The organism is Ferrimonas sediminicola, assembly GCF_005116715.1.
GTDB classification, from domain to species: domain Bacteria; phylum Pseudomonadota; class Gammaproteobacteria; order Enterobacterales; family Shewanellaceae; genus Ferrimonas; species Ferrimonas sediminicola.
In genome coordinates this window covers 221,089-235,257 of the sequence record NZ_SWCI01000006.1, presented here as the reverse complement: position 1 = coordinate 235,257, position 14,169 = coordinate 221,089, and the positions used below count along the sequence as shown (strand labels likewise).

The window sequence follows — 14,169 nt, the reverse complement described above, 5'->3', positions numbered from 1 at the left end:
GCCTGCATGCGCTTTACGCCCAGTAATTCCGATTAACGCTCGCACCCTCCGTATTACCGCGGCTGCTGGCACGGAGTTAGCCGGTGCTTCTTCTGCGAGTAACGTCACAGCTAACGGGTATTAACCGCTAACCTTTCCTCCTCGCTGAAAGTACTTTACAACCCGAAGGCCTTCTTCATACACGCGGCATGGCTGCATCAGGCTTGCGCCCATTGTGCAATATTCCCCACTGCTGCCTCCCGTAGGAGTCTGGACCGTGTCTCAGTTCCAGTGTGGCTGATCATCCTCTCAAACCAGCTAGAGATCGTCGCCTTGGTGAGCCCTTACCTCACCAACTAGCTAATCTCACTTAGGCTTATCCAATCGCGAAAGGTGCCGAAGCATCCCCCTCTTTCCCCCGTAGGGCGTATGCGGTATTAGCAGTCGTTTCCAACTGTTGTCCCCCTCGACTGGGCAAATTCCTAAGCATTACTCACCCGTCCGCCGCTCGACGCCCATCAAATTCACCGAAGCTTCAATGATGTCGTTTCCGCTCGACTTGCATGTGTTAGGCCTGCCGCCAGCGTTCAATCTGAGCCATGATCAAACTCTTCAATTAAAAAGTTTTTTGGAATCCGAAAATTCCGACTCAATGAATTACTGAATTAACTTGTTATAGTCACTCAGTGCAACATTGATATATGAGATATCAATCCTGCGCGAGTGCCCACACAGATTGTCTGACTAATTGTTAAAGAGCGTGTCTCTCATCGAGACAGGAGGCGCATTCTACGCGACTCTCAGGCTTCGTCAAGTGTTTTTTCTCTGTAGAGAGAAAAAGTTCCTCCATGGCCACTCCGGTGGAGTTTTCACGGGTCCCTGTCGAAAGCGGACGATCATCATACTGCAAACCGCTGAGCAGTCAAGCATTCAATGCCATTATCCAATAAGATTGGCATGCCGGAGCTTGTTCAACGCGGTGCCTCGCGTGACTATCGTCGTTAGGAGCGTTCCCGCAGACGGCGAGGCCTAGGAGATCTTGCTGCAGGATACTAAGTGTAGACCAAAGATTCTGACCGGTAGTCGGAGCAGCTATAACTCTTGGTTCTAAAAGTTCTCTTGCATAGGAAAGAGGGCGGCTCCCGCCGCCCCAATCACTCAATCAACTGGTACACCACCTTGGTGGTGCAAGCCACGGCCTGAACACTGTGGTAGCACTTGTCCACCACCCGCTTGGTACGGATCTTACTCTCGGCACCTGCTGCTGTGGGCTGTTCGGCCAACAGCCGGTTGATATCTGGGGCGTCACCCCACTGTACAGCCAGCTGTTGCATCAGTGCTTCGCGACTGTCCGCCTGAGCGACCACCTTCACTTCTGTCTTTGGTGCCTGAGCCAGCTCAGATAGCCTGACTCCATAATGATTGGCGGCTGCCGGAGCGCCCAGAACCGAAGCCACCATCAGGATCATCAGCTTTTTCATAAGACCCCCTAAGTCTTAACGGGCTTATCTAACTAGATAGCAGGGGGAGGAAGGATCTTTTAGATCATTTCTCCCCCAGGCTATGCGACGGCAGAATAAGCCAGGGGCCATCCTCAGTTACTGGGCGAAGCTAAACCCCTGATCATCGCACTTGATTGCGATGCGTTTACCGGGAAGCAGGCGTCCACTGAGGATCTCCTGGGCCAGCGGGTTCTCGAGCCGATTCTGGATGGCACGCTTAAGGGGTCGGGCACCAAACACCGGGTCAAATCCGGCCTCGGCGATCAGCGACAGGGCTTCCTCGCTGACCTCCATCTGATAATCCCGCTCCGCCAACCTGGCCTCGAGCAGGCTCAGCTGGATACGGGCAATGGCCTTGATGTGCTCTTGGGCCAGGGGATGGAATACCACGGTTTCATCGATACGGTTGAGGAACTCGGGCCGGAACGCCTGACTCAGCACGCCCATCACCGCAGACTTCATCTGCTCGTAACTCTCCCCAGCCTGCTGCTGGATGAGGTCCGAACCCAGGTTGGAGGTCATGATCACCACCGTATTGCGAAAATCCACCGTCCGCCCCTGACCATCGGTCAGGCGGCCGTCATCCAGTACCTGAAGCAGGATATTGAACACGTCGGGATGTGCCTTCTCCACCTCGTCCAGAAGGATCACCGAGTAGGGCTTACGGCGGACCGCTTCGGTCAGGTAGCCGCCCTCTTCGTAGCCCACGTAGCCGGGAGGCGCCCCCACCAGCCGGGCCACGGAGTGCTTCTCCATGAACTCGGACATATCGATGCGGACCATCGCCTCATCGGTATCGAACATGAACTGCGCCAGAGACTTGCACAGCTCCGTCTTACCGACCCCGGTCGGCCCCAGGAACAGGAAGGAACCGATGGGGCGCTTGGGATCCCCCAGTCCGGCGCGGCTGCGGCGGATGGCGTTGGACACCGCCAGCACCGCCTCCTCCTGACCAATGACCCGCTTATGCAGCATCGACTCCATGCGCAGCAGCTTCTCCCGCTCCCCCTCCAGCATCTTGGCCACGGGGATGCCGGTGGCCCGGGAGAGTACATCGGCGATCTCGTTGTCGGTCACCTTGTTGCGCAGCAGGTTCATGTCCTGCATCTCCGCCTGAGAGGCCAGGTCCAGCTGCTTCTCCAGTTCAGGGATGCGACCATACTGAAGCTCAGACATCCGGCTCAGGTCGCTGGCCCGCTTGGCCACCTCCAGGTCCTGGCGGGCCTGCTCCAGCGCCGACTTGATGTGCTGGGTACCGGCCAGGGCCGCCTTTTCGGTCTTCCACACCTCCTCCAGTTCAGTGTACTCCCGCTCGAGCTCACGCAGCTGATCGGTGAGGATCTGCAGCCGTTTTCGGCTGGCCTCATCCTCCTCCTTGTTCAACGCCTGCTCCTCCAGCTTCAGTTGGATGATCTTCCGCTCGAGGCGATCCAGGGGCTCGGGCTTGGAGTCGATCTGCAGACGGATGGAGGAGGCCGCCTCATCGATCAGGTCGATGGCCTTGTCGGGCAGCTGCCGATCTGACACATATCGATGAGAGAGGGTCGCCGCTGCCACGATGGCCGGGTCGGTGATCTCCACACTGTGGTGCAGCTCGTAACGCTCCTTGAGGCCTCGCAGGATGGCGATGGTGTCCTCCACACTGGGCTCCTCGATCAGCACCTTCTGGAAGCGGCGCTCCAGGGCCGCATCCTTCTCAATGTACTGGCGATATTCATCCAGTGTGGTCGCACCGACACAGTGCAGCTCTCCCCTGGCCAGGGCGGGCTTCAGCATGTTGCCCGCGTCCATGGCACCGTCGGCCTTGCCAGCACCGACCATGGTATGTAACTCATCGATAAACAGGATGATCTGTCCCTCCAACTGGGACAGTTCGTTGAGGACCGCCTTCAGGCGCTCCTCGAACTCGCCGCGATACTTGGCACCGGCCAGCAGGGCGCCCATGTCCAGGGAGAGTACCCTCTTGCCCTTCAGACCCTCCGGCACCTCACCGTTGATGATCCGCTGGGCCAGCCCCTCGACGATGGCGGTCTTACCCACACCGGGCTCTCCGATGAGCACCGGGTTGTTCTTGGTACGGCGCTGCAGCACCTGGATGGTGCGGCGGATCTCATCATCGCGTCCGATCACCGGATCCAGCTTGCCTGCTTCGGCACGCTCGGTCAGATCGATGGTGTATTTGGCCAGGGCCTGGCGCTGATCCTCGGCGTTCTGATCCTCCACCGCCTGGCCAGCCCGAAGCTTTTCGATGCTGGCTTCCAGGCGCGACTTGTCCGCCCCCATCTGCTTGAGAGTTTCCCCCAGGGCATCGCCGCGCTCAAGCACCGCCAGCAAGAACAGCTCGCTGGAGATGAACTGGTCCTTGCGCTTCTGAGCCAGCTTGTCGCACAGGTTCAGTACCGCCCCCAGTTGTCGGGACAGCTGCACCTCGCCGCCGGTACCGGATACCTTGGGAAACTTGTCCAGCGCTTCAGTCAGCTTGGATCTCAGGGCATTGACGTCGATTCCCGACCCCGCCAACACGGGACGCACCGTCCCTCCGTCCTGGTTGAGGAGGGCCAACATAAGGTGCTCAGGCTCTATGTACTGGTGATCCCGCCCCAACGCCAGGGACTGCGCATCGGAGATAGCCAGCTGGAATTTATTGGTCAGTCGGTCGAGTCGCATACCCAAATCTCCAAAAGTCATCTAACACAGACAATAGATGGGTATGCTTAACAGGGATTTCAAGTCCGGTTAACGGATCCAGATAAGAGAGGCCATGCGGCCACAGCGGCCATCTCGGCGATAGGAAAAGAAGCGTTGCCGGTCGGCAAAGGTGCAGAGATGGCTCAGGGTGATGTGGGTCAGCCCCAGGGCCTGAAGACGCCGGCAAGCCAGTTGCGGCAGATCCGCCAGGAACTTGTCTCCCCGAGCGGTGAAGGCGGCATCAGAGCCAGGGGCCCGGGCAAGAAACTGTGCTCGGACCTCGGGTCCGACCTCGAACGCCTCGGCAGAGATTGCCGGCCCAATCCAGGCCAGCAGTTCACCCGGTTCGCCGCCAAAGCGCGACACCGCCTGCTCCAGCACCCCATCGCACAGGCCCCGCCATCCAGCATGGGCCGCCGCCACCTGGGTGCCGTCGCGGTGACACAACAGCACCGGCAGGCAGTCTGCGGTCATCACGACACACACCTGATCCGGCTCTCGGGTGTAGGTGGCATCGGCCTGGGGGAGTGACTCGCTACAGGGCAGAGTGACCACCCGGGTCCCATGAACCTGCTCCAGCCAGGCGGGCTCATTGGGCAGACCCAGCCCCTGGCGCAAGCGCTGCCGGTTGAGAGCGACCGCCTCCGGGGCATCCCCCACATGGGAACCCAGGTTGAACCCGTCATAGGGCGAGAGGGAGCTCCCACCGAGCCGATCGGTGGAGGCCGCAACCACCCCGTCAGGCAGGGACCAATCCGGGCTAAACCACATCAGTAATCCATGCCGCGCTCGGCGGTATCTCGGCGCAGGGCCTCGGTCAGCTTGACCATATCTTGGGGCACTGGCGCATGCCACTGCATCCACTCGCTGGTGACCGGGTGGGCCAGCTCCAGCTTGACCGCATGCAGAGCCTGACGCCGGAACCCCTTCAGCACCTGCTGCAGCTCCTCAGACGCCCCCTTGGTGGGCCGTGGCCGTCCTTGATAAAGGGGATCGCCCACCAGCGGATGCTTGATGTGGGCCATATGCACCCGGATCTGGTGGGTACGTCCGGTCTCCAGCCGCAATCTCAGGCGAGTGTGGGCCCGGAACTTTTCGGCGATGCGGTAGTGGGTCACCGCCGGCTTACCGATCTCGGTGACCGCCATATGAGTCCGCTTCTGTGGGTGACGACCAATGTTGGCATCAACGGTGCCACCGGCGGTCAGGGTGCCATGGGCAATCGCCTCGTACTCACGGGTGATCTCCCGTGCCTGTAACTGAGCCACCAGGTGGGTCTGGGCAGGCACCGTCTTGGCGACCACCATCAGACCCGTGGTGTCCTTATCCAGGCGGTGGACAATGCCGGCCCTGGGCACATTGGCGATCTCCGGGCAGTGAAACAGTAACGCATTGAGGATGGTGCCATCGGCATTGCCGGCGCCCGGATGCACCACCAGGTCCGCGGGCTTGTTGATCACCAGGATGTGCTCATCTTCATAGACGATATCCAGGTCAATCTCCTGGGGCCTGGAGCTGACCTCCTCCTCCAGGGTTGCCTGAATCGCCACCTGCTGATGCACCAGCACCTTCTCCCTGGGCTTGGTGACGGTTTCCCCATCCAGAGTGACCTTCCCCGCCAGGATCCACTCCTTGATTCGGCTGCGCGAATAGTCCGGGAACAGATCGGCCAGGGCCTGGTCTAATCGCATACCTAGGTGCGTAGTATCAATTACGCCATTTAATTCAACGTGTTGGGTCATATACTCTCGATGCGGCTGTAAAAGCTCGAAATCACTCACAGTTCTGATAGAATCGCTCCAGCCGCAATTTTATCTCTTTTTGCAGCAGAACTTCACGATAATGATAAGGAATTGGTTCAAACCATGCGTAAATTAGCAGGCCCTTTGCTTCTCGCCCTGGCCGGCACCCTGATGATGGCCGGTTGCTCCTCAACTAAAGAGGGCCCTGATGCCTACGTCGTCGAAGACCGCTCCCCGGAAGCTCTGTATGGCGATGCGCGCCAGGCGATGGAGGCCGGCAACTTTACCAAGGCCACCAAGGTTCTTGAAGCCCTGGATTCCCGATACCCCTTCGGCGCCTACAAAACCCAGGTGCAGTTGGACCTGATCTACGCTTACTACAAGCTAGCCGATACCCCCAGCGCCCTGGCCAATATTGATCGCTTTATCCGCCTGAACCCCACCCACAAAGACATCGATTACGTCTATTACATGCGTGGCCTGGTGAACATGCAGGCAGACAGCTATCTGTTCCACGAGCTGCTGGATATGGACCGCACCGATCGCGATCCCGAAAACGCCAGGGAGGCGTTCAATGATTTCGAGAAGTTGGTGAAAACCTTCCCCGACAGCCGCTATGCCGCCGATGGCCGCCAGCGGATGATCGCCATCAAGAACCGGCTGGCAGAGTACTCCCTGGGGGTCGCGGAATACTATGTCAAGATCGAGGCCTGGATCGCCGCGGCCAACCGCTCACAGCAGATCCTGGAAACCTATGCCGGCACCCCGGCGGTGGAAGGCGCCCTGGAGATCATGGTCAGAAGCTACGAGGAGCTGGGCCAGGAGACACTGAAGCAGAACGCCCTGACGGTACTCAAAGCCACCTACCCCAACAACGATCTGGCGCGGTAGCCGCCGTCGACAATTGCAAAAGGCGCCCAGGGGCGCCTTTTCTGTCTCTCAAGCCCCGAGGGCTCAGATGGCGTCTTCGTTCTCTTCACCTGTGCGGATACGGATCACCCGCTCCACATCGGTCACGAAGATCTTGCCGTCGCCTATCTTTCCGGTTCGGGCAGTCTCGACGATCGCCTCGATCGCCTGGTCCACCAACTCATCGGCAATCACCAGATCGATCTTCACCTTGGGCAGGAAGTCCACCATGTACTCGGCGCCGCGGTACAGCTCGGTGTGTCCCTTCTGACGCCCGAAACCTTTGACTTCGTGTACCGTCATGCCATTTACACCGATCTCACCCAGGGCCTCCCGGACATCATCCAGCTTAAACGGCTTGATGATCGCTTCAATCTTCTTCATCTGCCCTCTTCCTTCTGCGCTGTGCGCCTCTGCAAAACCACGCCGGCCTCTTGCCGACTAAACTGTGTATGAGTGTAAATGATTCAAATCGGGATAGGGAAGCCTGAAATGATGCATGGACGCCTGCGCCCGGGCCTGACCCTGGTAGAGATGATGATCACCCTGGCCATTGCCGCCATTCTCCTGCTCTGGGGGGCACCCTCGATGCGAGCCCTGTTCGCCGACGCCCGGGCCGAGGCAAAAATTCACTCCCTGTACCATGACCTCGTCCAGGCGCGATACCTGGCCCTCAGCTATCAGGCCACGGTGACCCTGTGTCCTTTGTCCACGTCCAACCAGTGCGATGGTCAGTGGCACCAGGGTTACGTGGTGTTTGTGGACGATGAGCCGCTGCAAAGCCTCGGCGGTGGGGACCTGGCCATGTTCCGCGGTGACGCCATCAGCTCAGGGGACTACCTCAAATACAGCGCCAGGGTCAACGCCATCCGATTCGCCCCCGATGGGTTTACCGGTCAAAATGGCAGCTTCTACTATTGCAGCGATCAGGACCAGAGCAGCTATCCGTTGAAGGTCGTCATCAGCCGCACCGGTCGGGCCAAGATGGAACCCCATGAGGGCTCCACCGGCTGTCAGTAGTCATCTCGGGGTTAACCGCTCCAGCGCCCTGGCTTTGGGAGAGTGAAAGTCGGAGCGGCTGGGCTGGCACTCCATCACCCGGGATACTCGAAGCTGCTCGCCCACCAAAGGCCGCCCCGGCAACCTGGCCTGCTCGGTCAGGGCACGTTGCGGTTGCCAGAGGTAGAACAGAATTCGCTGCTGCGCGGCGCTGTCCTCAATCCAGCATTTGTACTCCGTTCTCACCGGCTGAGTCACCACCAGGGGAAGGATCATCCACAGCAGCTTCATTGCCAGCACTCCGCCGGGGCCCGTGCCCCCTGGTCACTCAGGGTAATGGAAGCACAGCCGGGATCCGACGCTGCCTGGCTCCCCAGGGCGGTAGCCTTCAGCAGGAAACTGTCGGCACCGGCCGACTCGGCGTCCAAGGCATAGCGACCACCGTCGATCACCCAGGGATCCGCCGCCAACCCCAGCCTGGTCATATCGTCGGTATAACTCTGGTAGCTGAGATAGTAGCGCTCCTGAAGGTTAGCCAGCTTCATCAGGTTGGCAATCGCGTCGCTGCGATAACCGCTTGCCAGGTGGCCCTGGTAGGAGGGCAGGGCCAGGGTCAGCAGCAACCCCAGGATCGCCACCACTAGCATCAATTCGATCAGGCTAACGCCACCTTGCACTCTCATCACTCCCCTCCCTGGTAGTAGTAGAGGTATCTGGGGACCAACACCTTTGCCGTATCACCGCTGCCGCTATTACTGAGCTCCAGTCCCCCCTCCTCCAGGGTGAACCCCTGACCAACCCCCACCAGAAACACCCTCGGGTTCCAGCTGGGGTCATCCGGGTCGGAGGGGGGAGGGACCACCACCTGAGGGGTATCCGGCAGTCTCGCTCCCAGGTCCAGATAGCGGTGGCGATACAGGTTGATTCCCAGGTGCAGATTCAGCACATAGAGCCTGCCCTGACCGGCCGACAGGCAGGCATTGGCCAGGTTCTGGTTGCCCGGGACAAAGGTGGTGAAGTAGGCATTGCCGCCGAGCACGGTGGCCGCCGCCAGGGCCTTCTCCCCCTCAGCCAGGCCCAAGCTCCACCCCAGCTTGCTGCCGGCAAGCAACTCCTGAGCCAGTCTGGTTTCGGCATCGGCAGACTGGCCAAGGGGATCGGCAGTGACATCGAAGAGCTGATCCAAGGTTATGGGCTCGGGAACCTGGGCGTGCCCGGGGGCGTCGTCACCATCGAAGCTGCGGGGATAGAGATTGAGATCCCTGAGGACAAACAGCCGGTCCTGAGTGCCGATGGCGTTGGGGTGGGCCCGGTTGCCGCTGCCGATCACCACCGCATCATAGGGCAGCTCGGTGGCCACCACCCGGGTGACGCTTTCCCCGTTGACTGTCTCGGTGACCGACTCCTTGCGCTGCACCTTGGTCTGCGCCACCGCCACCTCGTGATGGAAGCGCCGGTCCGAGGCCAGGGTACTCCCCCCCAGGTCAGCAAACCGGAACCCTGTCCAGGGCTGCACGCTTCGTACCCCGGGCAGATCCAAGCGCCAGACGTTTCCGCCGGTGTCTGCTGCGTAGAGCCTGTCGGTCAGGCCGTCACCGTCGCTGTCCAGCGCCGCCACCCGCCCGGGAATGCTGTCCTCGAAAGCCACGCGGGTATGCTCGCTGTCGCCGCCATCCGGAGAGAAGCGGTGGACCAGCTCTCCGGTCTGTGCGTCGAGGATGAACACCGCCCGACCCAGGGTGTCCGGGCTGCCCACGGACTCCAGGTCCTTGTGGGGATCGTAGCCACCACCGATGATCAGTACCGGCCTGGCCGCGGTGGCAGCGAGGTTAGCCTTGGGATAATCGGGAATGCGGGTAACCACCGGCTCTGACCAGCTCTGCCCCAACATCGACAGACCATCGCTGACGGCGCTGCGGATCCACATCAGCGATGGCGCATCCGGGTCGGTCAGATCCAGGGCAAAGTAGGCCCTACCGCCGCGGCGCAGGCCGAAGAACAGCCACGCCCGATCTCCGGCCGATGCGTCGATCTCACCATCCTCATTGCCATCTTCGATATACGCCACCGGCGATCCATCCACGCCGTAGACGCTGTGGCCGCCGATCCTGGGGTTGGTCCGCAGCGTTAGCTGCTCTCCCAGGAAACGGTGGGGCCTGAAGCTCCAGCTCTCCGAGAGACGATCTCCGCCATCCTGAAACATGTGCAACACCCCGGCATTGGTCCCAACCAGGATCCGGACTCCCTTGCCCTCTCCGTAATGGATGGCCAGGGGCTTGGAGTGCAAGGGATCCCCCATCAGGTCGTGCCTGGTCTCAGTCAGGTCCCCATCCTGATCCTCATCGTCCACATCCTGGCCGGCCATCCAGGCCAGGAAACCGGCCAGCTCCTGCGACACGATCCCCAGCTCAACCAGCAACTCAGCGCTTCCTCCTGCCCGGGCTTCCAGTGCCGCCTGGCTGAGGGGCACCAGGGGCCCGCTGCCGGAGGCTGGCTCCACCAGCACCCGGCGCTGCGCCTGGACCACTAGGCTCTCGGCGGCCCCGCCCTCGCCCACCGAATGGCCATCGCCGCCACTGGCCGCCAGGGTGCAGGTGGTGGGCAGGGTCCAGAAGGTGCAGGCGGTCTCGGCAATGTTGCCGGCTTGGTCGATCCCGGGTCCACCGCGGGCATCCACCACCCTGCCGGATGCCAGTATCTTCAGTTTCTTCAGGTTTCCTGACCACCTTGGTCGATCCGAGGGCAGGAACATCGAGTAGTACACCGAATCCAGGGTCTGGGTGCGGTCGAAACTGTTGGCGGCGATGGAGGGTGAGGTAAAACTGGCGTCCACCGCCAGGATCTCCGAGAACACCCGCTGCAGGGCATTCTGCAACGCCTGGGCGCTGGCGGCCGGGAAATACTGCCCACCGCCGCGCTTGGCGGTCTCCGCCAGCAGGGCTCCGGCGCTGTCGATGCCATCTTGAGAGAAGCCGATGGTGTAGGTCACCACGCTTTGGCGACCGTTGATCCAAGGGTTGATATCCTGAGTGTGCAGGTGTTCCGCCAGTGCCGGCAGGTAGCTGTCGGCCCAGTCATCACTGCCCAGGCTACGATAGGGGTCGTACACCGGATAGGCCTGGGAGGCGGTGAGGTTCAGCTCACCGCGAACCTGGCTGTTGAGCGCTTCATCCTTGGTGGGAGAGCCATCGGTAATCAGCACCACATAGGCCAGCGGCTGACAGTGGATAAAGGGGCTCAGATAGCGCCCACCGGCGGCGAACGGCGCCCCGTAAACCGCCGTGTCACTGCCAAACATCAGGGCTCCGCCGCTGAAATAGCGATAGGCTTCAAACAGGGTTTCACACAGCGGGGTCCAGGTTGTAGCGGTCAGCCCCTCCACCGTACTGATGAGGTGCTCCTTGTTGACGGCAGACATCTGCTGGATGCCACTGAGCAGCCGGCCCCCATGGCTGCCAGAACCATCACGGTCATCGCCGCTGTTTAGATTGAACACCGCCAAGCCAAAATCCACCCCAGGCGTACTCTCCACCATTGAGGACACCACCTCCTTGGCGATGGCCAGGCGGCTGCGTCTGGTGGCGCCGCTGGTGTGCAGGTAGTAGAGGTAGTTCTCAGTATACAGGGTCACGCTTTCGGCGCTGGCAAAGCTGGTCTGGCTCAAGGCCGTCTCCGCCGCCGCGTCCAGCTCCGCCACACTCTGACCACCGTGGCTACCGTCATAGGGCTGAGCCTGGTCCATGTCCCGGGGAAAACCATTCATCCTCAGGCCGGTGGCGCTGTGGGCCGCCGCGTTGCTCAGGGTGTGGTCATGGATATCCTGGAGACAGTCAAACCCGTAGCTGCCGACGATGCCCGCCTCGTGAGCCTGCTTAAGGCTGGAGGGGAAACGGCGCCAACGCCACTCGGGGTCCCGCCGCCCCCCCCTGCGGAAGTTGAGCATGGCGTCGGTGAAAAAGCCGGTATGGTCAATCACTCCCCTGGAGGCGGGATCGTCCGGATCCCTGGGGGCGATCGCCGCCATACAGCCATTGAGCTCCCTGTCGAAGTATCGATATTCGAGCCCATTGCGGGGATCGGGCAGGTTGTCGTTGACCTGGCCTCGCACATAGTAGAAACGACCGCGATCATGACCACCGCTGTAATCGTGGGAGGGGTCGAAGGGAGGGGGAGCCTCCTCCTCCTCGGTTTTCATGGAGCCCGAGTTATCGAAGATGATCAGCACCTGGGGGCGGCTATCGGCGGTCAGGGTGCCGCCATAGACGTAGAGTTCGGTGTCATCGGCCCAACCGACGCCCACGGCGAAGATCATCATGGCCAGGATCAAGGCTCGCATCATCAGTTCCCCACCAGCAGCACCTGCTGCTCTATCCCTGTGGTCACGCTCAGGCTCCCCCGCCCCCCCTTGCCAAAGCTCACCCGGGAGCTGATCTCATTGGTACGGCACAGGAAACTGCTGCCGGAGTCCGCCTCGGCGCTGCGCTTGCAGGGTCCCTCGGCAATGAAGTCGATGCGGTGCTGGGCGCTGAACACCGTATCGGCCAGGATCTGCGCGCCGCTGTTGGTCAGCAGCAGGCTGCCGGCCCTGGCCAGTCGCTGTCGCTCCACGAACCCCTCCTGGGCCCCCCGGGCCTGCTGTAATGCCTGCTGCCGGGCAGTGGATGCGGCCGTACCCATCATGGTCACCCGGCTGTTTGACGATAGAGACAACCCTAGGATCATCAGCACCATCAAGATAAAGATGCTCACCATCAACACCACCCCGCCCTGCCGTTTCATAGCGCCCCCCTCAGGATCAACACCGGGTTGCGCAGCATCACCGTGGTGCTGAACAGGCGCCGGGGTAGGCCATCGCTGTAACCGAGGACGCCGTCAGGCAAGGTCAGGGCCAGGGTATCTTGCGACAGGGGCTCGGCCACTGGCGCCCGCACCACCAGGAACAGCGACACGGAAACCAGGGTGACTTCCCCCTCCCACTGCTCCGGGCTCAACGCCGACGGGGGCAGGTAGCTGTCCACGCTGCCGTCACCGTCGCTGTCCACCCCCAAGCGGATCTGCAGGGTCTCGACCCCCTCGACGAGCTCCTCCTCTACCATGCCCCCATTGACATAGAGCTGGCGCCACTTGAGCACAGGCACGCCATCCTCGCGGCGCTCCACATAGAACACCCGGTGCTGAAACTCCCAGTAGCGCCCTTGGGTGAGCGTTGGGACAGGAGCCCGATCCCCGGCAAACAGGATGCCGCGGGAAGCGTTGGCCAGCAGGTAGTAACGATTGCTCTCCAGCTCGGCGGCCTCCCGTGGTGGCCCCGAAGCCCTCTTGATCTGCACCACATGGCTGCCCTCCACCGCCCCCTGGCTGCAAGACATGTTCGGGGTGGTGTCCTGGCGGTAGGCCCACAGGTAGCGAAAATGCCCCCGCAGGGCTGGCATGGAGGCGTTGTTGTCGCCCTCCCCCACGCAGTCATTCGCCACCGAGGCCAGCACCTGGACACTGTCCAGATTCAGCGAATCACCGGTAAGATCGGCCCAGAAGCCGGCCTGAGCCAGCTCCTCCCCCAAGAGGCTCAGCGCCAGCCGGGCCGACTCCTGCAGCTGGTTGTACTGACCGGTGCGACTGACCGATGACGAGGAAGCGACGAAGACCCCCAGCACCGAACCCAGGAGAAACAGCCCCAGGATCATGGCGATCAGCAGCTCCACCAGCGTGGCCCCCACTCCCCGCTTCACAGCGCCACCTTGCTGCTGTCCAGATACGCCTGCCGCCGCCGCGGGCCGGCAACACCGCACCCTCTGCGCCAGTCATCGCCTGCATCGGCGCCATCCTCGGTGCTGTGCCGGCTCTGCCAGCTGACCACCACCTCCACCCGCTCTTCATGAACCCGGACGCAGCCCAGCGCGCCGACCAGCCCCATCGGCCGACTGTCCTTGACCTCGTCGGCGCCGCGCAGGGACAGGGACCACAGGTAGCCATCCCAGGCTCGCATCTGAGCCGGCGAACAGGGGGTGATGGCGCCGGTGGCGGACAGGCAGGAGGGAGTGGGCATCGCGGGTGCAGAGGCGCCGTAGCTACCCTGGTAGGCAGCCAGCTGAGAGGGGTTCAGCCGGATGCGCTCCAGCATGCTCTCCGCCAGGGTCTGCGCCCTGACGTGCTGGAGCGACTCGAAGCTGCTGCGTTGGGCCACGAGATGCAGTTGCAGGGTACCCAGCAGTCCCACCGCCAGCACCACCACCGCCACCAGCACCTCGATCAGGGAGACCCCGGACTGGGTATGAATCGCCATGACATCCTTGTCGGCTTGGTGGACTTTCCTATGACTCTAAGCTTATGCCAGCACAAAAAAAGCGCCA

13 protein-coding genes and 1 rRNA gene are annotated in these 14,169 nt (G+C 61.6%); 2 read left to right on the top strand and 12 right to left on the bottom strand.

Annotated features, from left to right (window positions below):
* From FCL40_RS11640 to rluD, 5 genes are all read right to left on the bottom strand, one after another.
* Nucleotides 1-598, bottom strand: a 16S ribosomal RNA gene (locus FCL40_RS11640); the annotation flags it as partial.
* 535 nt (nt 599-1,133) lie between these two features.
* A complete protein-coding gene (locus FCL40_RS11635) occupies nt 1,134-1,460 on the bottom strand; it encodes a hypothetical protein (protein WP_136853468.1) in 327 nt (108 codons plus the stop codon).
* Between the two features lie 117 nt (nt 1,461-1,577).
* Entirely contained in the window at nt 1,578-4,148 is a 2,571-nt protein-coding gene (clpB, locus tag FCL40_RS11630) for an ATP-dependent chaperone ClpB (RefSeq protein WP_136853467.1), read from the bottom strand.
* Nucleotides 4,149-4,217: 69 nt separating this feature from the next.
* Nucleotides 4,218-4,940, bottom strand: a complete 723-nt coding sequence (gene pgeF / locus FCL40_RS11625; protein ID WP_136853466.1) for a peptidoglycan editing factor PgeF — start codon at nt 4,938-4,940, stop codon at nt 4,218-4,220.
* Nucleotides 4,940-5,911 (bottom strand): 23S rRNA pseudouridine(1911/1915/1917) synthase RluD, encoded by a 972-nt coding sequence (gene rluD, locus FCL40_RS11620; protein WP_136853465.1) that lies wholly within the window; start codon nt 5,909-5,911, stop codon nt 4,940-4,942. Before rluD ends, pgeF begins: the two co-directional genes overlap by 1 nt.
* Nucleotides 5,912-6,034: 123 nt before the next feature.
* Between rluD and FCL40_RS11615 the strand changes: the two genes are divergently transcribed.
* Nucleotides 6,035-6,802, top strand: coding sequence for an outer membrane protein assembly factor BamD (locus FCL40_RS11615; RefSeq protein WP_136853464.1), 768 nt, complete (start codon nt 6,035-6,037; stop codon nt 6,800-6,802).
* Between the two features lie 63 nt (nt 6,803-6,865).
* On the opposite strand, the gene FCL40_RS11610 is transcribed toward FCL40_RS11615, so the two are convergent.
* On the bottom strand, nt 6,866-7,204 hold the full coding sequence (locus FCL40_RS11610; RefSeq protein WP_136853463.1) for a P-II family nitrogen regulator: 339 nt from the start codon (nt 7,202-7,204) through the stop codon (nt 6,866-6,868).
* Between the two features lie 108 nt (nt 7,205-7,312).
* On the opposite strand from FCL40_RS11610, the gene FCL40_RS11605 reads away from it, so the two are divergent.
* Nucleotides 7,313-7,840: a GspH/FimT family pseudopilin gene (locus tag FCL40_RS11605; RefSeq protein WP_169307091.1), complete on the top strand. Its 528-nt coding sequence runs from the start codon at nt 7,313-7,315 to the stop codon at nt 7,838-7,840.
* On the opposite strand, the gene FCL40_RS11600 is transcribed toward FCL40_RS11605, so the two are convergent.
* Genes FCL40_RS11600 through pilV form a run of 6 tightly spaced genes read right to left on the bottom strand, consistent with a single transcriptional unit; the run spans nt 7,841 to nt 14,102 of the window.
* On the bottom strand, nt 7,841-8,110 hold the full coding sequence (locus FCL40_RS11600) for a TapY2 family type IVa secretion system protein (RefSeq protein WP_136853461.1): 270 nt from the start codon (nt 8,108-8,110) through the stop codon (nt 7,841-7,843).
* Nucleotides 8,107-8,502: a type IV pilin protein gene (locus FCL40_RS11595; protein ID WP_136853460.1), complete on the bottom strand. Its 396-nt coding sequence runs from the start codon at nt 8,500-8,502 to the stop codon at nt 8,107-8,109. The genes FCL40_RS11600 and FCL40_RS11595 overlap by 4 nt, the downstream gene beginning before the upstream one ends.
* Complete coding sequence (locus FCL40_RS11590) at nt 8,502-12,155, bottom strand: pilus assembly protein (RefSeq protein WP_229360320.1); 3,654 nt, start codon at nt 12,153-12,155, stop codon at nt 8,502-8,504. Before FCL40_RS11590 ends, FCL40_RS11595 begins: the two co-directional genes overlap by 1 nt.
* A gap of 2 nt (nt 12,156-12,157) precedes the next feature.
* On the bottom strand, nt 12,158-12,598 hold the full coding sequence (locus FCL40_RS11585; protein ID WP_136853458.1) for a pilus assembly protein PilX: 441 nt from the start codon (nt 12,596-12,598) through the stop codon (nt 12,158-12,160).
* On the bottom strand, nt 12,595-13,548 hold the full coding sequence (locus FCL40_RS11580; protein WP_136853457.1) for a PilW family protein: 954 nt from the start codon (nt 13,546-13,548) through the stop codon (nt 12,595-12,597). Before FCL40_RS11580 ends, FCL40_RS11585 begins: the two co-directional genes overlap by 4 nt.
* Nucleotides 13,545-14,102, bottom strand: coding sequence for a type IV pilus modification protein PilV (pilV, locus tag FCL40_RS11575; protein ID WP_136853456.1), 558 nt, complete (start codon nt 14,100-14,102; stop codon nt 13,545-13,547). The genes FCL40_RS11580 and pilV overlap by 4 nt, the downstream gene beginning before the upstream one ends.
* Nucleotides 14,103-14,169 lie beyond the last annotated feature (67 nt).

What these genes read in the sequence shown, in the direction of transcription:
- FCL40_RS11635 (WP_136853468.1), bottom strand. Translation starts at nt 1,460, where the DNA reads ATGAAAAAGCTGATGATCCTGATGGTGGCTTCGGTTCTGGGCGCTCCG.
- clpB (WP_136853467.1), bottom strand. Translation starts at nt 4,148, where the DNA reads ATGCGACTCGACCGACTGACCAATAAATTCCAGCTGGCTATCTCCGAT.
- pgeF (WP_136853466.1), bottom strand. Translation starts at nt 4,940, where the DNA reads ATGTGGTTTAGCCCGGATTGGTCCCTGCCTGACGGGGTGGTTGCGGCC.
- rluD (WP_136853465.1), bottom strand. Translation starts at nt 5,911, where the DNA reads ATGACCCAACACGTTGAATTAAATGGCGTAATTGATACTACGCACCTA.
- FCL40_RS11615 (WP_136853464.1), top strand. Translation starts at nt 6,035, where the DNA reads ATGCGTAAATTAGCAGGCCCTTTGCTTCTCGCCCTGGCCGGCACCCTG.
- FCL40_RS11610 (WP_136853463.1), bottom strand. Translation starts at nt 7,204, where the DNA reads ATGAAGAAGATTGAAGCGATCATCAAGCCGTTTAAGCTGGATGATGTC.
- FCL40_RS11605 (WP_169307091.1), top strand. Translation starts at nt 7,313, where the DNA reads ATGATGCATGGACGCCTGCGCCCGGGCCTGACCCTGGTAGAGATGATG.
- FCL40_RS11600 (WP_136853461.1), bottom strand. Translation starts at nt 8,110, where the DNA reads ATGAAGCTGCTGTGGATGATCCTTCCCCTGGTGGTGACTCAGCCGGTG.
- FCL40_RS11595 (WP_136853460.1), bottom strand. Translation starts at nt 8,502, where the DNA reads ATGAGAGTGCAAGGTGGCGTTAGCCTGATCGAATTGATGCTAGTGGTG.
- FCL40_RS11590 (WP_229360320.1), bottom strand. Translation starts at nt 12,155, where the DNA reads ATGCGAGCCTTGATCCTGGCCATGATGATCTTCGCCGTGGGCGTCGGT.
- FCL40_RS11585 (WP_136853458.1), bottom strand. Translation starts at nt 12,598, where the DNA reads ATGAAACGGCAGGGCGGGGTGGTGTTGATGGTGAGCATCTTTATCTTG.
- pilV (WP_136853456.1), bottom strand. Translation starts at nt 14,102, where the DNA reads ATGGCGATTCATACCCAGTCCGGGGTCTCCCTGATCGAGGTGCTGGTG.